The sequence below is a fragment of the Ruegeria sp. BB7 genome (genome assembly GCF_056539365.1).
Map to the genome: position 1 here is coordinate 71,020 of NZ_JBQFUV010000010.1, position 24,360 is coordinate 95,379.

23 protein-coding genes are annotated in these 24,360 nt (G+C 56.8%); 10 read left to right on the forward strand and 13 right to left on the reverse strand.

Annotated elements, in window-relative coordinates:
- Positions 1 to 13 precede the first annotated feature (13 nt).
- Both ACR0D7_RS14810 and ACR0D7_RS14815 read left to right on the forward strand, forming a co-directional pair.
- On the forward strand, positions 14 to 718 hold the full coding sequence (locus tag ACR0D7_RS14810) for a NapC/NirT family cytochrome c (protein WP_480679674.1): 705 nt from the start codon (positions 14 to 16) through the stop codon (positions 716 to 718).
- A gap of 10 nt (positions 719 to 728) precedes the next feature.
- The gene (locus ACR0D7_RS14815) at positions 729 to 986 is read left to right on the forward strand and encodes a hypothetical protein (protein WP_170384616.1); all 258 of its coding nucleotides are present in this window, start codon (positions 729 to 731) and stop codon (positions 984 to 986) included.
- 38 nt (positions 987 to 1,024) lie between these two features.
- Here the strand turns inward: ACR0D7_RS14815 and ACR0D7_RS14820 are convergent, their stop codons facing one another.
- Positions 1,025 to 1,948: a GlxA family transcriptional regulator gene (locus ACR0D7_RS14820; protein ID WP_480679675.1), complete on the reverse strand. Its 924-nt coding sequence runs from the start codon at positions 1,946 to 1,948 to the stop codon at positions 1,025 to 1,027.
- Between the two features lie 98 nt (positions 1,949 to 2,046).
- Here ACR0D7_RS14820 and ACR0D7_RS14825 point away from each other — a divergent pair, with 98 nt between their 5' ends.
- From ACR0D7_RS14825 to ACR0D7_RS14835, 3 genes are read left to right on the forward strand one after another with little or no spacing between them, the layout of a single operon-like run.
- On the forward strand, positions 2,047 to 3,207 hold the full coding sequence (locus tag ACR0D7_RS14825) for an acyl-CoA dehydrogenase family protein (protein WP_480679676.1): 1,161 nt from the start codon (positions 2,047 to 2,049) through the stop codon (positions 3,205 to 3,207).
- A 2-nt stretch (positions 3,208 to 3,209) separates the two neighbouring features.
- On the forward strand, positions 3,210 to 5,225 hold the full coding sequence (locus tag ACR0D7_RS14830; protein ID WP_480679677.1) for an acetate--CoA ligase family protein: 2,016 nt from the start codon (positions 3,210 to 3,212) through the stop codon (positions 5,223 to 5,225).
- A 3-nt stretch (positions 5,226 to 5,228) separates the two neighbouring features.
- Entirely contained in the window at positions 5,229 to 6,008 is a 780-nt protein-coding gene (locus ACR0D7_RS14835; RefSeq protein ID WP_480679678.1) for a carnitinyl-CoA dehydratase, read from the forward strand.
- 4 nt (positions 6,009 to 6,012) lie between these two features.
- Here ACR0D7_RS14835 and ACR0D7_RS14840 read toward each other — a convergent pair whose 3' ends face one another.
- Entirely contained in the window at positions 6,013 to 7,254 is a 1,242-nt protein-coding gene (locus ACR0D7_RS14840) for an acyl-CoA dehydrogenase family protein (protein WP_480679679.1), read from the reverse strand.
- Positions 7,255 to 7,428: 174 nt separating this feature from the next.
- Between ACR0D7_RS14840 and ACR0D7_RS14845 the strand changes: the two genes are divergently transcribed.
- Positions 7,429 to 8,037, forward strand: coding sequence for a GntR family transcriptional regulator (locus tag ACR0D7_RS14845; protein ID WP_480679680.1), 609 nt, complete (start codon positions 7,429 to 7,431; stop codon positions 8,035 to 8,037).
- Here ACR0D7_RS14845 and ACR0D7_RS14850 read toward each other — a convergent pair.
- From ACR0D7_RS14850 to ACR0D7_RS14900, 11 genes are all read right to left on the reverse strand, one after another.
- Complete coding sequence (locus ACR0D7_RS14850; RefSeq protein WP_480679681.1) at positions 8,034 to 8,798, reverse strand: methyltransferase domain-containing protein; 765 nt, start codon at positions 8,796 to 8,798, stop codon at positions 8,034 to 8,036. The genes ACR0D7_RS14845 and ACR0D7_RS14850 overlap by 4 nt on opposite strands.
- Positions 8,795 to 9,415 (reverse strand): pimeloyl-ACP methyl esterase BioG family protein, encoded by a 621-nt coding sequence (locus ACR0D7_RS14855; RefSeq protein WP_480679682.1) that lies wholly within the window; start codon positions 9,413 to 9,415, stop codon positions 8,795 to 8,797. Before ACR0D7_RS14855 ends, ACR0D7_RS14850 begins: the two co-directional genes overlap by 4 nt.
- Entirely contained in the window at positions 9,412 to 10,698 is a 1,287-nt protein-coding gene (gene bioA, locus ACR0D7_RS14860) for an adenosylmethionine--8-amino-7-oxononanoate transaminase (protein ID WP_480679683.1), read from the reverse strand. The genes ACR0D7_RS14855 and bioA overlap by 4 nt, the downstream gene beginning before the upstream one ends.
- Positions 10,695 to 11,315 carry a dethiobiotin synthase gene (gene bioD, locus ACR0D7_RS14865; RefSeq protein WP_480679684.1) on the reverse strand — a complete coding sequence of 207 codons (621 nt, stop codon included), beginning with the start codon at positions 11,313 to 11,315 and terminating at the stop codon, positions 10,695 to 10,697. Before bioD ends, bioA begins: the two co-directional genes overlap by 4 nt.
- A complete protein-coding gene (locus ACR0D7_RS14870) occupies positions 11,312 to 12,445 on the reverse strand; it encodes an 8-amino-7-oxononanoate synthase (RefSeq protein ID WP_480679685.1) in 1,134 nt (377 codons plus the stop codon). Before ACR0D7_RS14870 ends, bioD begins: the two co-directional genes overlap by 4 nt.
- Positions 12,442 to 13,422 carry a biotin synthase BioB gene (bioB, locus tag ACR0D7_RS14875; protein ID WP_480679686.1) on the reverse strand — a complete coding sequence of 327 codons (981 nt, stop codon included), beginning with the start codon at positions 13,420 to 13,422 and terminating at the stop codon, positions 12,442 to 12,444. Before bioB ends, ACR0D7_RS14870 begins: the two co-directional genes overlap by 4 nt.
- Before the next feature lie 313 nt (positions 13,423 to 13,735).
- Positions 13,736 to 14,404, reverse strand: a complete 669-nt coding sequence (gene trhA / locus ACR0D7_RS14880) for a PAQR family membrane homeostasis protein TrhA (RefSeq protein ID WP_480679687.1) — start codon at positions 14,402 to 14,404, stop codon at positions 13,736 to 13,738.
- Between the two features lie 80 nt (positions 14,405 to 14,484).
- Positions 14,485 to 16,824: a fatty acid cis/trans isomerase gene (locus tag ACR0D7_RS14885; protein ID WP_480679688.1), complete on the reverse strand. Its 2,340-nt coding sequence runs from the start codon at positions 16,822 to 16,824 to the stop codon at positions 14,485 to 14,487.
- Positions 16,825 to 16,881: 57 nt separating this feature from the next.
- On the reverse strand, positions 16,882 to 17,961 hold the full coding sequence (gene cysK, locus ACR0D7_RS14890) for a cysteine synthase A (protein WP_480679689.1): 1,080 nt from the start codon (positions 17,959 to 17,961) through the stop codon (positions 16,882 to 16,884).
- A gap of 123 nt (positions 17,962 to 18,084) precedes the next feature.
- Positions 18,085 to 20,145 (reverse strand): FAD-binding oxidoreductase, encoded by a 2,061-nt coding sequence (locus tag ACR0D7_RS14895; protein WP_480679690.1) that lies wholly within the window; start codon positions 20,143 to 20,145, stop codon positions 18,085 to 18,087.
- Between the two features lie 70 nt (positions 20,146 to 20,215).
- A complete protein-coding gene (locus ACR0D7_RS14900) occupies positions 20,216 to 20,839 on the reverse strand; it encodes a glutathione S-transferase family protein (protein ID WP_480679691.1) in 624 nt (207 codons plus the stop codon).
- Between the two features lie 124 nt (positions 20,840 to 20,963).
- Between ACR0D7_RS14900 and ACR0D7_RS14905 the strand changes: the two genes are divergently transcribed.
- The 4 genes from ACR0D7_RS14905 (at position 20,964) to ACR0D7_RS14920 (ending at position 24,344) form a co-directional block, all read left to right on the forward strand.
- Positions 20,964 to 21,851: a LysR family transcriptional regulator gene (locus ACR0D7_RS14905; protein ID WP_480679692.1), complete on the forward strand. Its 888-nt coding sequence runs from the start codon at positions 20,964 to 20,966 to the stop codon at positions 21,849 to 21,851.
- A 151-nt stretch (positions 21,852 to 22,002) separates the two neighbouring features.
- On the forward strand, positions 22,003 to 22,671 hold the full coding sequence (locus ACR0D7_RS14910) for a cupin domain-containing protein (protein WP_480679693.1): 669 nt from the start codon (positions 22,003 to 22,005) through the stop codon (positions 22,669 to 22,671).
- Positions 22,672 to 22,690: 19 nt separating this feature from the next.
- The gene (locus ACR0D7_RS14915; protein ID WP_480679694.1) at positions 22,691 to 23,752 is read left to right on the forward strand and encodes a flavin monoamine oxidase family protein; all 1,062 of its coding nucleotides are present in this window, start codon (positions 22,691 to 22,693) and stop codon (positions 23,750 to 23,752) included.
- A gap of 4 nt (positions 23,753 to 23,756) precedes the next feature.
- Positions 23,757 to 24,344, forward strand: a complete 588-nt coding sequence (locus tag ACR0D7_RS14920) for a TetR/AcrR family transcriptional regulator (RefSeq protein WP_480679695.1) — start codon at positions 23,757 to 23,759, stop codon at positions 24,342 to 24,344.
- The last annotated feature ends 16 nt before the right edge of the window (positions 24,345 to 24,360 follow it).

Below are 24,360 nucleotides of genomic sequence, written 5' to 3' on the forward strand. Positions count from 1 at the left end.
AAGGAGCACCGAGATGGCAGACTCCCCCGAAAAACGCGGTTGGATTGGCCGCATCTGGAACGTGATCTGGACGCCGACTGTCCTGTTCAGCTCTGGCTTTCTGGTCCTCACCGGATTTCTGGCTGGCATTCTGTTCTGGGGTGGGTTCCACTGGACCCTGGAACTGACCAACACCGAGGAATTCTGTACTTCGTGCCACACGATGGAAACCAACCTAGGCGAATATCGCGAGACGATTCACTACAACAACCACTCGGGCGTGCGTGCAATCTGTTCCGATTGTCACGTGCCGCATGAGTGGAACCACAAAATCAAGGCCAAGATCATGGCCGTGAAGGACATCTATCACGAGCTGGCCGGTACCATCAGCACCCCTGAAAAATACGAAGCCCACCGTCTGAGCATGGCCTCGGCCGTCTGGAAGAAGATGAAGGCGTCTGACAGCCGCGAGTGCCGCAACTGCCACAACTTCGACTATATGGACTTTACTATTCAGGAAACCCGCGCCGCCTCAGAACACCAGCGTGCGATCGACGAAGGCCTGACCTGCATTGACTGTCACCAGGGCATCGCGCACCGCTTGCCGTCGGATTACCTTGAGACCTATCAAGAAATTACAGACGAACTGGCCGGTGAACCCTCGGGCAAGCTTTATCAGCAGGTCGCCGATGGCAGTGAAGAAATCCGGTCATTCCTGACCAACACTGCGGATCAATGAGGGGCGAGATATGCTGGAACTTCTAGGAACAATCGGCGCCAACATCATCAGCCTGCCGGGTATTCTTGGCCTTGCACTGGGAATGATGACTCGCCGCCTGTGGCTAGGCGGCCTGATGGGCGCCGTGGTCGGCATGCTGGAGACGGTAATCTTTGCTCATTGGAACTTTGCCAATGTCGGTTCGGTTGAGCTTTTGATCGCAGTCGTCATCGGCCTATGCGCGGGCACATTGGGTTCGGTGATCCGCAATAAGGGCGCAACTGTCTGATCCAAGGACGGACTGCTCCTTGGGCAGTGCAATTTACACTAATTCGGGGCCCCGCTGCGAAAAGCAGTCGGGGCCCTTCCGAATTCAGCCTTGAACGCCCGTGTCATCGCACTGGCGTTTTCATAGCCACAGCGACCGGCAATTTCCGCAATGGACTGTTCCGTCTCTTCCGTCAGTTTCCGCGCCAGATTCAACCGCAATCGCCGATATAAAGCTTGCGGAGTGGTGCGCAGTTCCGCCTGAACCCGCGCTTCGATCCGTTTCTGCGAGCAACCGATTTTGCGCGCGACGTCCCTGATCGACAGCGGTGTTTCAAGATTTCCCTGCATCACAGCCAGCGCGCGATTGACCAGCGTGTCTTCAGATTTCAACGGCAAGGCGTATGGGTCCGCAACGCCACGACTCATCAAAAGGTGGCCAACTTCGATCGACAAAAGCGGCCCGTGGTCCCTGCGAATAAGGGCCGATGCCAGATCAAATGCAGCCATTGCCCCTGAACAGGTCAATCTGTTGCCATCGATGACAAAACGTTCCTGTAGCGCGTCAACTGATGGAAAGGTCTCCTCAAAACGCGACAGCTCATCCCAGTGAATCGTCGCGCGGTGATCGTCCAGCAAACCGGCACGTGCCAGCAACCAGCTTCCAGTGTCCAGCCCAGCCAACTGAGCGTGATGCCGAGCGGCCGATAGCAATGCGCGGATGGTCTCGCGGGTGTCCAGTGCCAGGTATCCATAGGACGGCATGACAACCAAAACCTCCCCGTACTGGTCTTGCAATGCGCCATGAGGGGTGACGATCAAACCGCTGGAGCTTTGGACCGCTTTTCCGTCCAGCGAATAGAATCGCCATTCGTAAAGTGACTGCCGCGATAGCGTATTTGCGGCCCGCAATGGCTCGACCATGTTGGCAAGGCAGTGGTTCGAGAACCCATTAAATAGAAGGATATTGTAGCGGCAGGTCAAAATTTTACTAACTCTGCATGACAATCGACTAATACTGCATGCCGTCAATCTGACCTTTGACGTTTCATTCGTCAACCACCAGCTAGGGAACACGCGCCATGCAGTTTGGTTTGTCAGAAGAACAGGAAATGATCGTTTCGACGGTTCGCAGCTTTGTCGAGAACGAAATCTACCCGCACGAAGCTGAAGTTGAACGCAGCGGAACCGTACCAGCGGAACTGGGCGAAGAGATCAAACAAAAGTGCATCGATCTGGGCTTCTATGCCTGCAACTTCCCCGAAGAAGTAGGTGGAGCAGGTCTTTCGCATCTCGATTTCACTTTGGTCGAGCGTGAGCTGGGACGTGGCTCCATGGCGCTCACCCATTTCTTTGGGCGTCCGCAAAATATCCTGATGGCCTGCAATGACGAGCAGCGCGAACGCTATCTGTTCCCTGCCGTGCGTGGCGAAAAGATGGACGCGCTGGCGATGACTGAACCGGATGCGGGATCAGATGTGCGAGGCATGAAATGTCAGGCCGTGCGCGATGGTGGGGACTGGGTCGTCAACGGATCGAAACATTTCATCTCGGGCGCGGAACACGCGGATTTCTTCATCGTCTTCATCGCAACCGGCGTGGATGAGACGCCGAAAGGGCCCAAAAAACGGATCACCACCTTTCTGGTGGATCGTGGCACGCCCGGGTTTGAGGTACGTGAGGGTTATAATTCGGTCAGCCACAAGGGCTACAAAAACTACATCCTTTATTTCGACAATTGCCGCCTGCCTGATGCGCAGGTTTTGGGTGAAGTCGATGGCGGCTTTGCGGTGATGAACGAATGGCTCTACGCGACCCGGTTAACGGTTGCTGCCTTTTCGGTCGGTCGCGCGCGCCGATGCTTTGACTATGCGCTGAACTATGCGACCGAGCGCAAACAATTCGGTCAACCTATCGGCAAGTTCCAGGGGGTCGGCTTCCAGATCGCCGATATGATCACGGAAATCGACGCGGCCGACTGGCTAACACTCGCTGCCGCCTGGCGACTGGACCAGAACCTGCCGTCGAACCGTGAGATCGCCTCGGCCAAGCTTTACGCCTCAGAGGCCTTGGCACGGGTTACGGATAGTACGCTGCAAATCTTTGGCGGCATGGGGCTGATGGATGACTTCCCAATCGAACGGTTTTGGCGCGATGCAAGGGTCGAACGAATCTGGGACGGCACCAGCGAGATTCAGCGCCACATCATCAGCCGCGATCTTCTGCGTCCCTTGGGCGCCTGATGATGAGCAAAGATCTGAACCGGCTGCTGCGCCCGAAGTCCATTGCCGTCATTGGCGGCGGTGCATGGTGTCAGCAGGTCATCCTGCAATCAGAACGCATGGGCTATGCCGGTCACATCTGGCCGGTACATCCCAAGGCACAAGACATCGCGGGGCACGCTGTTTTTGCGCGCCTCGAAGACTTGCCACAAGCCCCGGACGCTGTATTCATCGGCATCAACCGCCACGCAACGATTGAGGCAGTGCAGGCGCTGTCCGCCATGGGCGCGGGCGGGGCGGTGTGTTTTGCCTCGGGCTTTTCCGAAGCGGTGGCCGAAGACAACACCGGCGACGACCTGCAGGATCATCTGGTCACTGCAGCAGGCAACATGCCCATTCTGGGACCGAATTGCTATGGCTTCATCAACGCATTGGACGGGGCGCTGCTATGGCCGGATCAACACGGCGCGACACCTGTCGACAAAGGCGTTGCGATCCTGACGCAAAGCTCGAATATCTCGATCAATTTGACCATGCAGAAACGTGCGCTGCCGATTGCCTATATGGTGACGTGCGGGAACATGGCCCAGACCAGTCAGGCCGAGATTGCATCAGCGCTGATCGACGATCCACGCGTAACCGCCATTGGCCTGCATATCGAGGGTTTCAAGGAAATACGCCAATGGGAGGCGCTGGCTGCCAAGGCGCATGCAAAAGGTATTCCCCTGATTGCGCTCAAGGTCGGCGCATCGGAACAGGCGCAGGCCGCAACTGCTTCACATACCGCGTCGTTGGCGGGCAGCGACGCAGGGGCACAGGCGCTGCTGGACAGGTTGGGAATTCCGCGCCTGTCTGCCCTGCCCGACTTTCTCGAAACGCTGAAACTGTTGCATTGCTACGGCCCTTTGCCGGGCGGCAACATCGCCTCAATCAGTTGTTCGGGGGGTGAGGCCAGCCTGATCGCTGATATGGCCCACGACACCGGGCTGACATTCCCGCATTTGGCGGAGGAACAGAAAGCCAATCTGCGCGATGCGCTTGGTCCAATGGTCGCGCTGAATAACCCGCTGGACTACCACACCTATATCTGGCGCGACGAGGATGCGATGGCGCGGGCATGGTCCGGAATGACAGGCGACGGCATCGACCTGACCATTTCCATTGTCGACTACCCGACCACCGACCCAACGGATTGGGCTTGCGCATCGCGTGCTGCGCTAAAAGTACGCGCCGAAACCCGCGCACGATTTGCGGTTGCAGCAACTTTACCCGAACTCTTGCCCGAAAAAGTAGCTCAGGAACTGATTGCAGGCGGCGTTGTTCCCTTGATGGGCCTGCGCGAAGCCCTTTCAGCCATCCACGCGGCTGGGCAGATTTCAGCACCTGCTGGCACCCCTGTTCACCGTCCCGGCACAGCCAAATCGACGCACATGTTGACCGAGGCTGAGGCGAAAAAGGCACTGGCTGAATTCGGATTGCACATCCCACAGAGCCGGACAGTACGCGGCGCAGAAAATGCAGCGAATGCCGCGCAGGCAATGGTCCCGCCTTTTGCCGTTAAGGGCATCGGGCTTGCGCATAAATCCGAATGCGGGGCAGTCCGATTGGGAATTCAAGCCGAAGACGTGGCGCATGTGGCCGCTGATATTGGAACGGATAAGGTCCTGATCGAAGAAATGATAACCGGCACCGTGGCTGAATTGTTAATCGGCGTCGTGCGCGACCCGGCGCACGGGTTCGTTCTGACCCTTGGCGCAGGTGGTGTGCTAACTGAGCTGTTGCGCGATACAGTTTCTCTGTTGGTGCCCAGTTCATCTGACGCAATCCGCACCGCGCTTTCTCAGCTGAAGATCGCTCCATTGCTGGCGGGCTACCGCGGTCAGCCCCCGGCTGATATGGATGCAATCATCAACGCCGTTCAGGCCGTTCAGGCCTATGTCATGCAAAATGCCGACACGCTTGGCGAGGTCGAGATTAACCCGCTTCTCTGCACTCCTAACACGGCGGTCGCAGTGGATGCCCTGATAAGAAAGGCCTGAGACATGGACCCGATCAAAACCAGACGCGATGGCGCGATCCTTGAGGTGACACTGGACCGGCCCAAAGCCAACGCAATTGATCTGGCAACAAGCCGCATCATGGGTGAGGTCTTTGCTGAGTTTCGCGATGACCCCGAATTGCGCGTCGCCATCCTGACCGGCGCGGGCGAAAAGTTCTTTTGCCCCGGCTGGGATTTGAAAGCCGCTGCCGAGGGCGACGCGGTTGACGGCGATTATGGCGTCGGCGGGTTCGGCGGCCTTCAGGAACTGCGCGATCTGAACAAACCAGTGATTGCGGCGGTGAACGGGATCGCCTGTGGCGGCGGCCTGGAACTGGCATTGTCAGCCGACATGATCCTGGCAGCCGAGCATGCCACATTCGCTTTGCCCGAAATCCGCTCGGGCACCGTTGCGGATGCCGCCAGCGTCAAGTTGCCCAAGCGCATCCCCTACCATATCGCGATGGAACTGCTACTGACCGGGCGCTGGTTCGATGCCGAAGAAGCCAACCGCTGGGGATTGGTGAATGAGATCATCCCCGCCGACCAGTTGATGGACCGCGCATGGGAACTGGCGCGTCTGTTGGCCTCAGGCCCTCCGTTGGTTTACGCCGCAATCAAAGAGGTCGTGCGCGATGCCGAGGACAGCAAGTTTCAAGATGCAATGAACCGCATCACCAAACGCCAGCTGCGCACCGTTGACGTGCTTTACGCCAGCGAGGACCAGTTGGAAGGCGCGCGCGCGTTCGCGGAAAAACGCGATCCGGTCTGGAAGGGCAAATAAGCGATCAACGCTTTGGCGGTGTCAGCCATTGCGCCGACATACCGCGGTTTGTGTTCTTTAGCTCTTGCTTGGCGATGGCCTGTAGGTGCACCTCGTCCGGGCCATCCGCATAGCGCAGCGCCCGCGCCCAGGTGTAACTGTCAGCAAGTGGTGTATCCGGCGTCATACCCATGGCACCGAATACCTGCATCGCGCGGTCGGTCACTGCCGCGTGTACATTCGGTGCCACAACCTTGATCAGTGAGATTTCACGCCGCGCCGCCTTGGCCCCCACCTGATCAATTTTCCACGCAGCCTGCAGGGTCAGCAAGCGCGCCTGTTCGATTTCAAGCCGTGACTTCGCGATCCACTCACGGATCACACCCTGTTCAGAGAGTTGCTTGCCAAACGCCGTCCTCTCCTGCGCGCGCTCCACCATCAGCGACAGCGCCATTTCCGCGGCTCCAATCGAGCGCATGCAATGGTGAATTCGGCCCGGCCCCAACCGAGCCTGCGCCAAGGCGAAGCCGCTCCCCTCTTCACCCAAAAGATTGCTTGCGGGTACTCGTACATTTTTAAATATCAGTTCTGCGTGCCCTTCCGGATCATGCATATTCAGGATCGTTGGGTTTCGGACAATCTCAAGGCCGGGCGTGTCCTTGGGCACGATCACCATGCTCTGCTGCTTATGCCGGTCCGCACTGGGATCGGTTTTACCCATGACAACGAACATCTTGGTGTTCGGATGACAGGCATTGGTGATGAACCACTTGCGCCCATTGATAACGTATTCATTCCCGTCGCGGCGGATCGACGTGGTAATATTGGTCGCGTCCGAGCTGGCCACATCCGGCTCGGTCATCGCAAAGGCGGACCGTATTTCGCCATTCAGCAAGGGCACCAGCCATTCTTTGCGCTGTTGCGGCGTAGCGAACATATGCAGCAGCTCCATGTTACCTGTATCCGGTGCGCTGCAGTTGAACACTTCTGAAGACCAGCTGACCTGCCCCATCAATTCAGCCAGCGGCGCGTATTCCAAGTTGGTCAGTCGCGTGCCGGGCTCATCTTCGCGCAAGGCGGGCAGGAACAAGTTCCATAGCCCTTCGGCCCGGGCCTGCGCCTTTAATTCTTCAATGAAGGAAACTGGGAAATTGCCTGCCTCAAGCTCCTCCTTGTGGTCGCGGATGCGCGGATAGATATGCGCTTCCATAAAGCGCTTCAGCTGGTCGCGGAATTCCACGGCGCGCGGCGATGGGGCAAAATCCATGGCGGTCCCTTTTTAGGCTGTTGAGGCATTCCTTGTAGCCTAGCCCCGCCTTTCGCGTTTGTGAAACCTGCTTGAACGCCGCTGCGCTGTGACTACATCGTTTGGTTGCTCAAACTGCAGCTTGACGATAAGCGTCTGAACCAAAGGGGAACGTGTCAGAGTGACGGAGGCCAAGTGTCCGAGCAGCAAATGAAGAAATCGGATGACATTGCGCACAAACTCTCGGCGCGCATTGTTAGCGGTGCCTTGAAGCCAGACGAAAAGCTGCGGCAAGACCTGATTGCGCGTGAATTCGGCGTCAGTCAGGTCACTGTGCGCGAGGCTCTGCTGCACCTTGCCTCAAAGGGGCTGGTAGTCGGCCTGCCTCGTCGCGGAATGTGCGTGGCCCCCATGGATCAGAACGCAATTCAGGAACTTCGGGTCATGCGCCGAGCGCTTGAGCCGGTGGCATTGCTGCATTCGGTGCCAAACCTGACCGCTCGTCAGATCGCGCAGATCGAACAGGTGAACGAAGAATGCGACAAGGCGCAGACGGCGGATGATTGGGAGGATGCCAATCAACGTTTTCACATGGCTGTAATAGCGGCCTGCAATATGCCGCGTATGATCGCTGAAATCCAAAATTTGCAACTGCTGTATGCGTGGCATTTCAACAACCTGCACACAGGGAAATGGCGACAGCGCGCCGATCCGGATCATAACGCCATTCTGGCCGCCATCAAGGATCGCGACGCGGCAAAAGCGCATGCAGTGATGCAGCGCCACCTGACCCGGCTACCCTAAACCGTGTCTGGTTTTCGCGCTATGATCCAGGTCGGGTGATAGGTCAATGAAACCCCACCCGCATCGCCAAACCGCTGGCAATAGTCATTGCTGAACGCAAGCAGGCTGGATTTTGTCCAAGGTTTCTGCGCGCGGCCATTCACGCCGGTTTTACGCAGATGATCCAACACTTTTCTGGGTGTCGAGAACCGCATCTGCCGCTCGTCTTCACCATAAGAGATGACATCCAGAAGGCCATCAACCGCACTGACCAGCTTTTCCACTCTGCACAATCCAGGTGCCTTGGCTGCCGAACCAACATGCACCAGTTCGCGATATTGCCCGGGGCCAAACCCCGAAATCGCCAACCAACCACCCGGTGCCATTGCAATGGCCGCGCGACGCATAAATGCTACGGGGTCGTGAAGCCATTGAATCATCGAAGCCGATGCAATCAGATCCGGGCGCTTGGGCCAAGCAACAGTCTCGGCGTCACCGCACAGGAAATCAGCGCCAAAGCCGTCGGCTGTTTCCCGGGCTTCGGGTGACAGGTCGTTAATCGTCAGCTTGTTAAAAGTAAATTGCGCGCAGAGCCGCTGTGTCAGAAACCCGGTCCCACAACCAAACTCCAATGCCGAGGTAAATTGCTGCGGTGCACCGCTTTTGCGCAAGTCCTGGGCCAGGCGCTCTGCAATCCGGGCCTGCTGACAGGCCGCATCATGATATGTGCGAAAGCTGCGGCTGAAACTGCGCTGAACACGGTCGGTCATCTGGGCGTTCATACGAGCCACTCCTCCCAGCTTTGCCCACTTTGGAAGGGGACATGCGCACCGGAAATACGTCGGACCGCTTCTTGTTGAGTGACCCAGGCAGCATGTTGTGCCTGACTTGGGATAATGCGGTCGCGTTCTGGAATCCAAATCCGATCGAAACGGGTGTCGGGGGCCGTACCGCGGTCGATCACCGCATAAAGCTCGGCCCGAGCAGCGTCGATGTCGATTTCAGGCGCAGGCCCGTCCAAACCAGCCCGGCGGCAGAATTTGGTAAAATTGGCGGGGCTTAGATGCTCGGCAGTCGCGCGGATCAAGTCCGGCGCAATACCGCATTCGGGGTCCGCGGGGTACAGTGTACCGCTTATTGCAGTCAGTTTATCCGGTCGAAATCCCGTTTGCGCCAACCAGTGCGCCGCCGATGCTACGCCGAAGGAAAAGGCAAGCAAATTGACCCGGTCAAACGACACAAGATCAGTCAGTGAATCATCCAGTCGGGTGTAATCCTCAACCAGTAGAACATCCATGTCGCCCGCCACACTTTCGAAAGGCGCAGCTCCAAGGGCCCAACCCCCGAAGATCACAAGCACCTCTTTGGTGCCCAAACGGGACAACCAGCGCTGTTTCATGACATTCCTCGTGCCAGCGAAACCATGGCAGTTGTCACGCGGCTCAGCTCATCCGGGGCCATGATATAGGGCGGCATGCAATAGATATTGCGCGCAAAAGGGCGCAGCCACACGCCGGTTTCAAGAGCCAACCCATGCGCGACTGACGGATCGACCCAACCTTCCATTTCGATGACGCCGATTGCCCCCAGTACGCGCACATCGGCAACACCCGGCAAATCTCGGGCTGGGGCCAGTTCGTGCGTCATCTGATCGGCAATGGCGCTTACTTCGCCGCGCCAATCCCGCACCGCCAACTGATCAAGGCTGGCCACAGCCGCCGCACAGGCTAAAGGGTTGGCCATATAGGTCGGGCCGTGCATCATCACACCCGCTTCGCTTTCGCCGATCCGGCGGGCAACAGTTTCGGTTGTGACTGTCGCGGCCAGTGTAATATGCCCACCCGTCAGCGCTTTACCGACGCAGAGGATATCCGGAACCACATCGGCATGGTGCAGCGCGAACAACTCTCCGGTACGGCCAAAACCGGTGGCAATCTCATCGAAGATAACCAGCACGTCATGCGCCTTGCACATCTCATAGGCCCGTTGCAGCCAGGTCGGATGATAGAAATACATCCCCCCCGCCCCTTGCACGACAGGTTCCAGGATCAGGCCCGCGATCTGATCGGCCTTAGCTTGCAATAGGTTTTCCAGCGCGTTCAGGCCGTTTGTCTCGCCGTCTTCTGACCATTCTTGACCAAATGCAATCTGCGGGCGCGGCAGGAAGTGCTGGACCGACAAGGCCCCCGCAAAAAGCCCATGCATCCCGTTGACCGGGTCACAGACACTCATCGCCTTCCAAGTGTCGCCGTGATAACCGCCTCGGATGGTGGCAAATTGCGTGCGCTGTTTGCGGCCCTGCGCCATCTGGTATTGTACCGCCATCTTCAGCGCCACTTCGATGGCAACCGAACCACTGTCGCTGTAGAAAATGCGGTCCAGCCCGTCGGGTAACATCTCGATAAGCCTGCGGCCCAGCTCAATCGCCGGCGAATGGGTCAGCCCGCCGAACATCACATGCGGCATCTGATCCAACTGCGCCTGCATCGCGCCGATAATGGCGGGGTGACGATGCCCATGCACCGCACACCACCACGACGACATCGCGTCGATCATCTGCGTTCCATCCTCGGTGGTCAGCCAGACGCCATCCGCACTGCTGATCAGGTGCATCGGTCCAGGCTGCAACACGTTGGTGTATGGATGCCACAGATGGCGTGCGTCAAACTCCAACGGGGTCATAGGGCGCTCCGGATTGTGTCGACGTCGATTGCAGAGAAAGCATTGGCCAGTGTGTCGCGGGACAATGGATCAATGAAGGGTAAACGACCCAGATGCCGTGTGCTGCCCATCTCGGCGATGGTTTGTTCGACATCCGGTTCTGCATCGCCGACGAACGCGACCCCGAGCACCTCACAGCCAGCATTCCGCAGAGCCATCAGGGATAGGGTTGTGTGGTTGATCGTTCCTAAAGCCGTGCGTGCCACAAGCACCACCGGCGCCTGCCACTGGGCGATTACATCAAGGAAAAACACCTGACGGTTCAGCGGCACCATCAACCCGCCCGCCCCTTCGACCACCAAGGGCCCATCAACCTGCGGCAATGCCAGGCGGGCAGGATCAATCTCAACCCCCATGTCTTCGGCAGACAAATGCGGCGACGCTGGTCTGTTCAGCCGATAAGCCTCGGGCAGGATCTCGACATCGGACAAGGCCTTTACAATTTCCGAGTCGGTCGTCTCTTCCAACCCCGATTGCACCGGCTTCCAATACCGCGCGCCAAGGGCGGCAGTAAGACCCGCCGCAAATATCGTTTTGCCAATGCCGGTGTCTGTCCCGGTGACGATGACGGTGCTCATGCGGCCTCACTTTGATGGAGAGCCAACGCTTCAAACAGGGCAGAGATATTGGACATCGTGACATTACCAGTGACGGACACACGCAAACGCGATGTGCCGCGCGGAACCGTAGGCGGGCGAATACCTCGAACGTCGAAACCTTGTTCCAGCAAAGTAGAAGCCATCGCCATCGTCCGTTCGTCATCCCCTGTAATGGCTGGGATAATTTGGCTATTCAGCGTATTTTGGGGCAAACAACAGCGCGCAGCTTCGACATGAGCGTGACGCATGCGGGCAACTGCCGCCTCGGTCAGCGAAGAATCTTCTTGTAGGGTCTCCAGTACCGCCCTCACGAGGGCCGCGTTGAAGGGCGACGGTGCGGTCGCAAAGATGAACGGTCGTGCGCGATTGATCAGCGTATCGATCATGACCCGAGGCCCACAGATCAAACCGCCCGAGACGCCCAATCCCTTTCCGCAGGTATGCAACGTCAGAACCTCGGCCGACAGACCATGCGCCATGCCCCTGCCGTTCGGGCCAAAGACACCGGTGGCATGCGCTTCGTCAACGACAAGCACCGCGCTATGTTCAACGGCCAGATCCGATAACGCGTTCAGAGGCGCAATATCGCCTTCCATCGAATAGATGCTTTCAACAGCAATCCAAATTTGACCAGAGCCACCGGCGGCCAACCATTCCGCAATCGCGCGGCGGGCATCCGTCACATCATTATGGGCAAAAGAGCGTGTGTCGGCACGACCGATACGCATGCCTTCATGGGCGCTGGCGTGAACCAATTCATCATGCAGGATCAAGTCGCCTGCGGCGGGCAGGGTCGAGAAAATCGCCTGGTTGGCCTGAAAACCGCCACCCATGAATAAGGCGGCCTCGGCCCCGAAAAAAGCGGCAGCTTCCTGTTCCAACGCTTCGTGTTCGCGATGGTTCCCACGCAGCAAACGCGATCCGCCCGAACCAAGCGGCACACCGCGTTGCAAAGCATTCTGTGCCGCGCGCTGAAGCAGAGGGGATTCTGCCAGCCCCAGATAATCATTCGAAGCGAAATCCAGGCCGCGCCTCGGGGCCAGCACCCGGCGGCGATGCCGGGCGCTTAGGTTTTCAAGCATCGAGTTCAGGCGACCCAATGCTTTCATTCAGCTGCTTCCGCACAGCTTTGCCCCGCCACGGTTTCGGCTTCCAGCCCCAGCTTGGCAAACAGGATTGCATCCGTGTCCTCTTCGGGGTTTTCTGCTGTCAGCAGCGTTTCCCCTACAAAGATCGAGTTCGCACCGGCCAGAAAACACATCGCCTGATGCTCATCGCTCATGTCGCTGCGGCCAGCTGACAGACGCACATAGGATTTCGGCATCATGATCCGAGCGGTGGCAATAACGCGCACAAATTCGATCGGGTCGATTGGTTTGGCATCAGCCAGTGGCGTGTCTTCCTGAGGCATCAGCATGTTGATTGGCACCGATTCAGGTGCAGGCCCCATATTGGCTAGCGTCACCAACATATCCATGCGGTCCTGAATTTCCTCACCCATGCCAAGGATGCCGCCAGAGCATACCTTGATCCCGGCGTCCTGCACCCGACTCAGCGTATCAAGTCGGTCAGAGAATGTGCGGGTGGTGATGACCTCGGGGTAGTAACGCTCGGACGTGTCGATGTTATGGTTGTAGTAATCCAGCCCGGCATCGCGCAGGCGGAAAACCTGATCTTCGTCCAGCATGCCCAGCGTCATGCAGGTTTCCATTCCCATGTCGCGAACACCTTCGACCATGGCAACAAGTGCGTCCATGTCGCGGTCTTTGGGCTCACGCCAGGCAGCTCCCATACAGAACCGGGTTGCACCGCCGTCTTTTGCCTTGCGGGCCTCGGTCAGCACGCGCTGCACCTCAATCAGCTTGGAGGCCGACAATTGCGAGCCATTGCGGGCTGACTGTGAGCAATAGGAACAATCCTCGGCGCAGCCGCCTGTCTTGATCGACAGCAGCTTGGAGGTCTGAATTTTGTTTGGATCAAAATTCTCGCGGTGCACGGTTTGCGCGCGGAACAGCAAATCCATCAGAGGAAGGTCATATACGGCCTGCGCCGCCTCGCGGGTCCAATTGGGGGAGGTGTTTTCCATTTTATCGATAATCTATCCGAAACTCCATGCCTAAGCTTTTTAATATCGATAGATACACAAACTACAACTGAAAACTGGTCAACCAATACGCACCGCGCGGCTATGCCGCGCACAAACGGACAGCTGTACTTGTGGGTCTGATCCAGCAGATGATCTTTAACCCCACGTCCTGATCGACATTTGGCCGTGTCGGCATACCGAGGGCTTCGTTTCTGCTTGACCTACGGTTGGAGATTACCAATGCGGGACGCAGGCTACACGGATTACGATCCAATTAGGCCCTACACCTTGAAACCATGCATTGTGCTGAGACTCAGACAACCGGCTGCGGATCAAACAGAATTTGCACAGAAATCGCGATGAAAAATAGCGCGCTGCCCGCCAGAACGAAAACGTGCCAGATCGTGTTATGAAAGGGCAGCTGTTCGCAAAGGTAAAACAGAACACCGACTGTATAGACAATGCCGCCTGCGATGATCAGCCAGACAACCGTCGGGGTAAGCGCTGACAGCATAGACTGCCCAGCCCAGACAACAGCCCAACCCATCATCAGATACAACGCCAACCCAAACCATCGAAAACGACCAGGATCGATAATCTTGAGCACAAACCCCAGCGTTGCAGATGACCAAAGACCGATCAAAAGTCCCGGCGCCTGAACACCCGGCAGCAACAGAAACGGCGTGTAGGTACCTGCTATTTTCACATAAATGCCCGAGTGGTCGAGCCGGCGCAGCAAGTCCGCCCACCTTTCACTTTCAACCATATTATACAGCGCCGAAAACGTGAGCATCAGCACCAGCGCAACGCCGTAGACAAAAACGCCCAGGACAGTCTCGGGCTCGGATCGGTTTTGGGCAGTGGCCGTAATCAGGACCGGAACCGCGACCAGGGCTGACGCCACCCCTAATATATGCACAACTCCGTCGCTGACACGCTCGGCCCGGCTGTAATCTGGGCGAATATCTGCGAAGGACCACATAATTTAAACGTAGGTGTCAACTGGCAATCGAGCAAGTCCGCGGCCCTCAAGCCCAATCAAAACCCCAAGCAATACAGCTTTCAGTCGGGCTTATCGCCTGACTTAGGGTCTTTGTACCGGTTCAGATCAAAGAGTCCCGCCTGGACGGGTTCCCGGTTCAGAAACTCCTCATTAACCTGATCGCTAAGCGCCCAAAAATTCGGGCTGGTCCGGCGCACCCCAAACTCGGCCACCACGGCCATATAGTTGTCTTGCGATTGAACGGATTTCAGCGCGGCTATGAACGAGGGCAACTGATCCTGACGAAGGTGGAAAAAGAAATTGGGATAGCTGCCGATCAGGCCCGGAAGAACTGTTAAAACGTCTTCTTTGGGATTTCGCCTCGCCTTTTCATCAAACAGAAACGCGACGTTGTAATGCGCCTTGTCATGGACAAGGGTGAAAGGCTCAATCGTCCCGCCTTCCTGCTCGACCAAAAGAACAGACAGATCCGGCAGATAATTCACCCAATCACCAGATTGGTTTGCCAGATCGCGCAGCGCCTCGCTCAACTGATCCACAGGGCACTCACCGTCAGGACATCTGTTGATCGGGTCCGTGACGGGCCACAGCCCGTTGCCGCGTTCAAGCAGGTTCAGGAGGAACTCGCGCTTGGGCGTGGCGGTTTCATAGGTAATACCGGCGGGGAAACTGTCGTCGACTCGGCGGCGGTGCCAATAGGTATGCAATTCGGCAAGCGTACCCTGATACCAGTTTTTATGCATCTGAGGCCGGACGCCCCTTGGCATGAAAAACAGAAACGTATCCTCGCTCTCCATTCTCAGTTCATCCATGTACAGCCGGGTGGCCAATTGATGCTCGACCCGACCGAATACATCGTAGCCCGCGACAAGGTCATAGTAGATGCGCTCAAAAATCGGGAAATCGATGACCCACGCGGTTTCCGGAATATCACCGTGAAAACCGGTCATGGCCGAGGCATTATCGAAATGGCGAAACACCGTAATCAGCGCGTTGGGATTGGTGCCATCACCATCCCAAATCGCACTATAGTCAAACCCGGTCTCGTAAACGGGAGCGTTTCTATATCGCGCATCCCTAAATTCGAGGTACCGCACCTGGTTTTTGTGCGAGAACCCTTGTAACGAGCCCAGCACACTTGCGTCAGCTTCTGAGACGGGCAGTTCAAGGTAGCTGGCACCTTCCTGCAGATAACTCGGGTCCGTGACCGACAAATCTGCATCGGGATCCAGGAAACTGACCCAAAACCGATCTTCGATCACATCTACCGCAGTCTCTCCGTGGCACACGGGTCCGCGAATAAAGCTGCGGACGAAAAACAGCGCATCGTCCAATAGGAACTGATAGCGGCTTTTGGCCGGTATCTGCATGAAGGTCGTGAACGGGTTGCCGCCCTCGGTATCTCCGTAAGGGGGCAGCGCGCCCAACGCCCAATCAGTGTCAAGGAACAACTGCCGATAGCGCGCCATGCGATCCGGCCCAAGCAGATAGACCAAGTGTTCCTTGTGTACGATCGTTTCGCTGACCTGCTCCAACCGGTAGTAGAACGGCTTCGCACCGGGATCGTCAAACGGCCGCCGCGTGGCAATGATATCAATGGCTTCACCCGGTTCGGTGGCAGAGCGCACGAGCTGGAAGAAACGTCTGGGATCATCACCTTGAAAATGAAGCCGAGCCAGAAAGAGGTGTTCATAAAGATACCGGCTCATCAACTTGGACCTTGGATCATCTGAGTTCAGGAATGCCTCCCACTCTGCTATCTGGTCCTGAATTTTACGGGGGATGTCGGATGCAGCGGCTGGTAACGACACACCGCTGCGAACCCAAGCCACAAGGGTCTGATACTCGTCATCCGCAAGCGGAGCTGTACCATAGGGCATGCCCGCCAGCGAATGATCGCGACTGAAGGTTTCAAATTCGCCGGACGTCGGACAAACCAAAGGACGGTCCAGCGCCAAGCCCAGTTGATCGGGTAAAGGCGCATTGACCGGCAGCGGGTTGTGGCGGCCCAGCTCGAGATACCGTTCCAGCAGGCTCGGGCCAGAACCCTGCCCCGGATCACGGGTAACTGAATGAAACCCCAACGTGCGCCATTGCGGCACGGTTTGCGCATCAACGCCAAGTCGTGTGGGCTGCGCATCGGTCAGGCGTTCGGTATGATAAACGGCTTGTTTACTAGCCCCACGTTGCACCCCCGCAAAAGAGGTGAGTTTCAACTGACACGGCGCGTCATAGCAGCTGTGGCAGACGACACAGCGGCGATCCATGATCTTCTTCACCTCGGTCAGAGTCGGGTTCTGTGCGCCAGACGCTGTATCCTGAGCCCGACTCTCTGGTGTAAAGCCAATCGCAACGGCCAAAACGACTGCAACTGTCAGCGACCACAGACCATTTCGCATGCGCATCCCCCGTAACCTCCAAATATCATTGCAGATACGGGGGAAATTAAGCAACCGTCAGCTAATGTGATACCCCGGCGTCGAACGTGAGATTGATGCCTCTTCTTCTGTCATGTCCACGGGGAAATCATCGAACAGAGGCGTGCTGAGATACCGCTCGCCCGTGTCAGGCAACATGCACAGAACCGACGCGCCGTGTTCAGCTTGTTCCGCGATCTGCATCGCCACAGCAAAGGTCGCGCCACCGGAAATGCCAGTCAATATCCCCTCCTGACTGGCCAACTTTTGCGCCCATTTTACCCCGTCAGGACCAGCAACGGGGATCAATTGGTCGAAATAGTTGTTGTCGATGGTCTCCTGCAAAACCGCAGGGATGAAATCGGGTGTCCAGCCTTGTATCACATGCGGCTCAAACGCCGGGTGACTCGCGACGGGATCATTGTCCGCACCCCGTTCAGTGGCGAGTCCACTGCCCACAATCTGCGCGTTGGCGGGCTCGGAAAGAATGATTTTAGTGTCGGGGCGCTCAGTACGCAAAACCCGCGAAACACCCGTAACCGTGCCGCCGGTACCATAGCCCGTCACAAAATAATCCAGCCGCTCGCCATTGAAGTCGCCCAAAATTTCCTGCGCAGTTGTTGCGGCGTGAATTTCTGCATTGGCTTGCGTCTCGAACTGACGCGCCAAAAACCAGCCGTGCTCCTCGGCCAACTCAGCGGCTTTACGATACATGCCAAAGCCTTTTTCTGCCTTTGGCGTCAGAACAACCTTGGCCCCCAGCATACGCATCAACCGGCGGCGTTCGGTCGAGAAGCTCTCGGCCATGGTCACCACCAACGGATAACCTTTCTGCGCACAGACCATTGCCAGACCAATGCCGGTATTGCCGCTGGTGGCTTCGACAACCGTTTGACCCGGTTTCAGCGCTCCACTGCGCTCGGCCGCCTCGATAATGTTGACGGCCAGCCGATCCTTGACCGACCCTGCGGGATTGAACGCCTCGAATTTCACGAACAGATTGATACCTTCTGGCCCCAAATTGTTGATCCGGATCGTCGGTGTATTCCCGATCGTGTCGAGCACACTGTCAAATGTACGACCATTGCCCGAAGTTGTTCTGAGTTTGGAGACGGTCATTAGGCTTCCTCACATTTTCGGCTGAACTTTCAAACCTTTCTACTCTCCACTCAAGCCAATGTCCCGAACCGTTTCAAAAAAGAGGCGTATAGTCCGGCTTTCCCACCAACCACGCCACGCCCTTCAAAGGTCGAGCACCACCTCATCCGAACCTTCGGCAGGTACGGCACAACAGATCAGCACCTCATCTTCGGAATGATCTGCCTCTGGCTTGGTGCGATACGCAACTTGGCCTTTGGTCTTGCGGGTCAGACAACTGCCGCACGACCCGCTTCGGCACGAGAATGATGGCGACAATCCCAGCGCTTCGGCAGTTTCCAGCAATGTCGGGTCGTTGCGCTTCCACTGCACGTCTTTCCCGCTGGCTGCAAAAGTGACCAAAGCCGCTTGGGCCTCGGGCTCGGAGTGGAACGAAGCAGGCGTACCATCCGAACGCCGCTTTAGCGCGGCTGGCCCAAAGCTTTCGGCAAATATCCGGTCGTCACGGGCCCCAAGATCACGCAGCATATTGTAAACGGCCTGCATAAAGGGCGGCGGCCCACAGAGGAAGAAGTCATAATCATCCAATGGAAGCGTGTTTTGGATCAATTCGGGCGTGATGTGACCCTTGGCATCAAAATCCTTACCTTCACGGAAGTCATGCTCGGGCCGGGAAATGACCGAGACATAACGGACTTTGCCACCGCTTGTGGCTTCGGCCCGGCGTAGATCAGCGTGAAACGCCCGCTGTGAGACAGTTTGAGCAGCATGGAAAATGGTAAGCTGGCGTGTGTGCCTCGTCCGCTGTCCTTCGTTAAGGACATGGCGGGTCATCGACATTATCGGTGTTACCCCGACCCCGCCCGCGAGTAACACGGCAGGACGGGTCTCATCAGCGTTCAGGTAAAACTGACCCCGAGGGGCTTTGACCTCGACCAGATCTCCGACGGAGATCACATCGTGAAGATATTTCGACACGATGCCATCGGGTTCGCGTTTAACAGAAATACGGTATCCGGGGTCACCCGGCGCAGAGGAAACTGTATAGGTCCGCATCATCGGTTTTTTGCCGTCAGGGCTGACGCGGATCGTCAGGAACTGGCCTGCTTCAAAGGACGGCGTGGGCAATCCATCCGCTGGCTCAAGGTTGAATGAACGGATCGTCTTGCTTTCGTCATGTACCGAGGCCACGCGCATCGAGCGCCATTGTCGCCGCAGCACTTCGGCCTTTTGCCGATCTTCGACCGCCTGCCAGCTGTCCGCCATCAGGCTGTTGGGCGAAAACTCCTGCAATTCGGCCCGGAATGGCAGCGTGTCATAAATGCGCAAACCTTGGTACAGATGAAACCGCCAACCTCGACTTGCACCTTGGAAACCTGCGATTTCAGGGTGGTCCTCCGGCAGAACTTCGACCGTCCCGGTTAACATCAGCACATCGCCGGTCTGATAATCTGGGAATAACAAACCCGCACGCGGATTCACCAGAAAATTGCCCAGCGTGTTGAAGAAATTATTGCCCGCAAAATCCGGCACCAGAAGACTATTGCCTTCGACCTTAACGAACCCGGACCGCCCACCCCGGTGCGAGACATCCACGCCCGTGTGGTCCGGAGTGTTTGCCGAACTAGCGACATAAAATGAAATGGCCGAACTGATCATCGCACTGGCCTGCGCGTCCAGTTCAAAAAAGCGGTCGCTACGCCGCCGTTCGATAATGGCGTCCGGCTCCCGCACAAACGAAACTTCGTGGGTCTGGATATATTGCGGGCAATTACCAAAGGACTGCACCACATCCAGCGAGAAACCATCGCCTTCAACCAGACCGACCGTGGCATTCATGCGGTTACGGCGGCGGGTGGACAACTCCACCCCGACAAGGCCGATGGGCGCGCCAGTTTCCAGAGCGGCGCCAAGAGGGTCATCCGCCAAAGGTCGGGCCTCGATATCAAGTCGCGTGTTGTGCGGCGAGCTCATGAACCCCGGTCGCCCCGAGAGCATTGATGCCCAGGGCCACCCGTCGGGATTGACGCTGCCGATGACGATGAAGGGTAGTTTGCCAAAGAATTCCCGGTGTTGGTCAGGCATGAACGGGCGAATGAAGTTGCGGCCCAATTCCTCGATCTCTTTGCGCATGCCAACGCGGGATTGCATATCCTGTTCGCCTGTATGAAACGGCGACTTTTGTGCTGTGACCGGAGCATTCATGGCGGACCTCATATGTCTAGGGGTGGGTGGCCAGTTGCATCTGCACGCAACTGACCGGGGGTCGTTCGAATTAGGCCGCGTTTAGGCCAACAGCCGTACTGGGCATCGGCACAAATCCGTTCAGCGCCTCAATATTGCTTAGCAAGCGGCGCACGTTCGCATAGGGTTCCAACGAAACACCGCCTTCGGGAGCATGCGCGGTGTAGCTGTAGATCGCCACATCAGCGATGGTGGGCGCATCACCGACCAGCCAATCGCGCCCTTCCAGGTGTGCATCCAGCTTTTTAAGAACTCTTGCAGCGATCATATGCGTGAACTCCGTATCATAGGGCGCGTTGAATACGGTGATCAGCCTTGCAGCTGCCGGACCAAAAGCGATCTCACCAGCGGCGAGTGTCAGGAACTTCTGCACTTCTGCCTCAAGCACCGGATCTGACGGGAGGTAGGACGGGGCGTATTTCCGGGCCAGATAGACCAGAATTGCGTTGCTGTCGGTAACAACCACGTCGCCATCTTCTAGTACGGGTACCTGACCCACCGAATTCAGCGATAGAAACGGCTCTCGTTTATGCTCTCCGGCGGCGAGATCGACATCAATCACGTCGTGCTTGATGCCAGCGAGCCTGGCAAACAAAACTGCCCGATGGGCGTGACCGGACAGCGGGAAACTGTGGATTCGGATCGTATTGGACATCTGATAGCTCTTTCTCTGATTTGGAATTCGGCTGAGGATTAGCATCTGAGCACCAGACTTAGTTTGATTGCCCTTAGGCGATAATATATCAATACGGTGATTAACTATGAACGTGGTGTAGATAATGGATACGATTCAAGGTATGCGCGCTTTCGCGGCCGTGGCCGCGCATTCCTCGTTCACCGAAGGCGCACGACAGGTTGGCATCAGCACCAAGCTAGCCAGCAAATATGTGGGACAGTTAGAGGACCGGCTGAACGCGCAGCTGTTCAACCGCACGACCCGCAGCGTAACCCTGACCGATACCGGACGGTCCTACTTTGAGCGCTGCCTGCCGCTCTTGGAGCAGTTTGATGAACTGGAAGGTCTGGTCCAGCAACGGCAGTCCGAATTGGCCGGACGAATTCGGATTACAGCGCCAACAGGCTATGGTTCGGCCGAGTTGATCCATCTACTAAAGCCGTTTCAGGCCCAACACCCAAAGGTTTCGATCGATCTTCACCTATCGGATCATCACGTTTCAATGGTCGAGGAAGGTTATGATCTGGCTATTCGATTTGGGGCGCTAAAGGATTCAAGCCTTGTGGCACGCAAACTCATGGACATGCGGATCGTGTGCTGCGTTTCGCCTGACTATTTGGCGCTTCATGGAATGCCAAGTGAACCTGCAGCACTTGCCACCCATAACTGCCTGTTGCAGACCGTTGGAAACCACACGGACCACTGGTCATTTAAAGGGCCAGACGGTGAATACTCGGTTACCGTGACAGGCAATTTTCGCGCGAATTCGCCACGCGCCGTGGCCAATATGGCATCTGATGGATTGGGGATCGGGCGTATCCCCATGTACACAGCGCAACCGTTTTTGAACTCAGGTCAGCTGCAATTGTTGTTTGAGGCGCAGGAGGCGGTCTCGTTGGGTCTTTATGCTGTTTATCCGCAAAACCGCCATCTTACTGCGCGGATACGCGCGCTCATCGAGCATCTGGCCGGTCAATTGCGCAGATCATGAAACCTAGGACCGTCACAACTCCTTGAACCCGTAAATCACAACGGATCTGACATTGCAAAATCATCTACCTATCACTAGGTAGGTAATGCGAGCGCAATCCTCTGATGAGTGATGCCATTGAAATCCCGCTGTCAAAAGGAACCATACCCTCATGGAACTTAACTCGGACTTCTCTTCCCGCGTCGTTGTTCATTCGGATCAACTTGAATGGCAAGCCTCGCCGATGAAAGGCGTGGACCGGCGCATGTTGGACCGCATCGGTGGCGAAGTCGCCCGCGCAACCACTATCGTACGCTATGCACCGGGCAGCCATTTTTCGGCCCACACTCATACAGGCGGAGAGGAATTCATCGTGCTTGAGGGTGTCTTTCAGGACGAACACGGCGACTATCCCGCCGGTACCTATGTGCGCAATCCGCCCACGACATCGCACACGCCAGGGTCTGAATCTGGCTGCACCATTTTCGTCAAACTTTGGCAGTTCGACATGCAGGACCGCAACCAGTTCCGCAAAAACATGACGGACGAGCTGCCCGCGCCAGTGAACGGCGTAGCAACGGCAGTCCTACACAGAGACGCGAGGGAGATCGTCACCTATAGCCACCTTGAACCGGACGCATCCTTTGCCTCAGACGCTGCGGGCGGCATCGAACTGCTGGTCATAGAGGGCACCATCACAGTCGGAGACGATGTTTTGCACCCGACCGGCTGGCTGCGTCTGCCTGAAGGTCAAAATCTGTCAATCACTGCTGGTCCTGAGGGCGCAAAGGTTTGGATGAAAACCGGTCATTTGCCCTTTGCAAAGGCTCCGGAAGTTTAGCGATTGACAGGGTAACGAGGTGAAAACAGAGATATTGATCATCGGCGCCGGGCTTTCCGGCCTTAGCCTTGCGACGCAGCTGTTGGAACGCGGCCATGATATCCTGTTGGTGGAAGCGAGGGATCGCCCGGGCGGTCGTGTTCTGACCGAGCTGCACAAGGGCGGCTATTTTGACCTCGGTCCGGCGTGGTTTTGGCCGGGGCAGCCACGCATCGCCGCTTTGATTGATCAATTGGGATTGAATTGGTTCGAGCAATATTCGGACGGCGCATTCAGGTTTGAAGATTCCCTCGGACACGTCGAGACGGGCCGCGGATTTGCCTCGATGCAAGGGTCCTACCGTGTTCATGGTGGGATGGCTGCGCTGACCGATGCACTGGCCGCCAAACTTCCTGCAACTCGGTTGAAACTATCGACACCAATCACCGCTCTTACCCAGAACGAAGATGGGATCACCGCCTTCTCGGAAGACGGTCTGACGGTCAAAGCGCAAAAGGTAGTGCTGGCTTTGCCACCCCGGCTCGTCAGCCAGATAACATTCTCTCCCGCACCGCCTCAGACCGCTCTGGATGCAATGAACGAAATTGCAACTTGGATGGCTGGGCACGCAAAAGCAATTGCAACCTACGATACCCCTTTCTGGCGCGACGCCGGACAGTCTGGTGATGCTATCAGCCGCCGTGGCCCAATGGTGGAGATGCACGATGCCTCCCCCGCCGATGGCGGCCCTTTTGCCCTGTTCGGTTTCATTGGGATTCCGCCACAGGCCCGACAAGATGAAAAACTTTTGCGGCAGGCGCTGTTAGAGCAGTTGATCCGGCTTTTCGGACCTGAAGCTGCCGCTCCCACCTCTTTACGGATCATGGATTGGGCGTTTGACCCCTACACCGCTACGCCACTTGATCACCAACCCGTATTTACGCACCCGCAATATGGCCTACCGCGTGCTTTGGCTCGCATGTGGGAAAATCGCCTGATCTTTTCCGGCACCGAGATTGCAGCGCAGTTTGGCGGGTATCTGGAAGGCGCACTTGAGGCCGCGGAAAACGCATTTGCGCTGATCGAAACAGAAAAGGTTTAAGAGTATGATACGTGATACCAAAACCGCTTTGCTGGACGTGGCAGAACATGCGGCCCGCGCACGTGGGTTCGACGGGTTCAGCTATGCCGATCTGGCCGAAGCCGTCGGGATCCGAAAGGCATCCATCCATTACCATTTCCCCTCCAAAGCAGACCTGTCTGCCGCGATGATGGACCGGTACCACGCTGTACTTGAGAGCGAATGTCGGAAAATCGAAACCACCTATGACACTGCATCCGACCAGCTTCTGGCTTTGATCCAACTATATCGCAACGCCCTGAACAACGGCAAAACACTGTGCTTGTGTGTCGCGCTGATAAGCAGCCGCGAAAGCCTGTCTGCAGACGTCATTGATAAACTTAAAACATTTCACACTATGATGACCACGAGGATCGAGGCGATTTTCATACTGGGGATGCAGGATAAGACTATTGCGCATGTAAGTGCACCAAGGGCAGAGGCCCACGCTGCACTGGCCCTGCTGGAAGGCGCACATCTGACGGCCCGAGCAGCTGAAGAGATACAGCCCTTTGACGAAGCAATGTCTCTTTTGAAAATCCGGTGTCATGGCGCTGCTCAAGATCAGCAGTAAAATCACTCACAAGAAC

Coding starts and splice junctions, on each gene's coding strand:
- ACR0D7_RS14810 (WP_480679674.1), top strand. CDS start 14: ATGGCAGACTCCCCCGAAAAACGCGGTTGGATTGGCCGCATCTGGAAC.
- ACR0D7_RS14815 (WP_170384616.1), top strand. CDS start 729: ATGCTGGAACTTCTAGGAACAATCGGCGCCAACATCATCAGCCTGCCG.
- ACR0D7_RS14825 (WP_480679676.1), top strand. CDS start 2,047: ATGCAGTTTGGTTTGTCAGAAGAACAGGAAATGATCGTTTCGACGGTT.
- ACR0D7_RS14830 (WP_480679677.1), top strand. CDS start 3,210: ATGAGCAAAGATCTGAACCGGCTGCTGCGCCCGAAGTCCATTGCCGTC.
- ACR0D7_RS14835 (WP_480679678.1), top strand. CDS start 5,229: ATGGACCCGATCAAAACCAGACGCGATGGCGCGATCCTTGAGGTGACA.
- ACR0D7_RS14840 (WP_480679679.1), bottom strand. CDS start 7,254: ATGGATTTTGCCCCATCGCCGCGCGCCGTGGAATTCCGCGACCAGCTG.
- ACR0D7_RS14850 (WP_480679681.1), bottom strand. CDS start 8,798: ATGAACGCCCAGATGACCGACCGTGTTCAGCGCAGTTTCAGCCGCAGC.
- ACR0D7_RS14855 (WP_480679682.1), bottom strand. CDS start 9,415: ATGAAACAGCGCTGGTTGTCCCGTTTGGGCACCAAAGAGGTGCTTGTG.
- bioA (WP_480679683.1), bottom strand. CDS start 10,698: ATGACCCCGTTGGAGTTTGACGCACGCCATCTGTGGCATCCATACACC.
- bioD (WP_480679684.1), bottom strand. CDS start 11,315: ATGAGCACCGTCATCGTCACCGGGACAGACACCGGCATTGGCAAAACG.
- ACR0D7_RS14870 (WP_480679685.1), bottom strand. CDS start 12,445: ATGAAAGCATTGGGTCGCCTGAACTCGATGCTTGAAAACCTAAGCGCC.
- bioB (WP_480679686.1), bottom strand. CDS start 13,422: ATGGAAAACACCTCCCCCAATTGGACCCGCGAGGCGGCGCAGGCCGTA.
- trhA (WP_480679687.1), bottom strand. CDS start 14,404: ATGTGGTCCTTCGCAGATATTCGCCCAGATTACAGCCGGGCCGAGCGT.
- ACR0D7_RS14885 (WP_480679688.1), bottom strand. CDS start 16,824: ATGCGAAATGGTCTGTGGTCGCTGACAGTTGCAGTCGTTTTGGCCGTT.
- cysK (WP_480679689.1), bottom strand. CDS start 17,961: ATGACCGTCTCCAAACTCAGAACAACTTCGGGCAATGGTCGTACATTT.
- ACR0D7_RS14895 (WP_480679690.1), bottom strand. CDS start 20,145: ATGAATGCTCCGGTCACAGCACAAAAGTCGCCGTTTCATACAGGCGAA.
- ACR0D7_RS14900 (WP_480679691.1), bottom strand. CDS start 20,839: ATGTCCAATACGATCCGAATCCACAGTTTCCCGCTGTCCGGTCACGCC.
- ACR0D7_RS14905 (WP_480679692.1), top strand. CDS start 20,964: ATGGATACGATTCAAGGTATGCGCGCTTTCGCGGCCGTGGCCGCGCAT.
- ACR0D7_RS14910 (WP_480679693.1), top strand. CDS start 22,003: ATGGAACTTAACTCGGACTTCTCTTCCCGCGTCGTTGTTCATTCGGAT.
- ACR0D7_RS14920 (WP_480679695.1), top strand. CDS start 23,757: ATGATACGTGATACCAAAACCGCTTTGCTGGACGTGGCAGAACATGCG.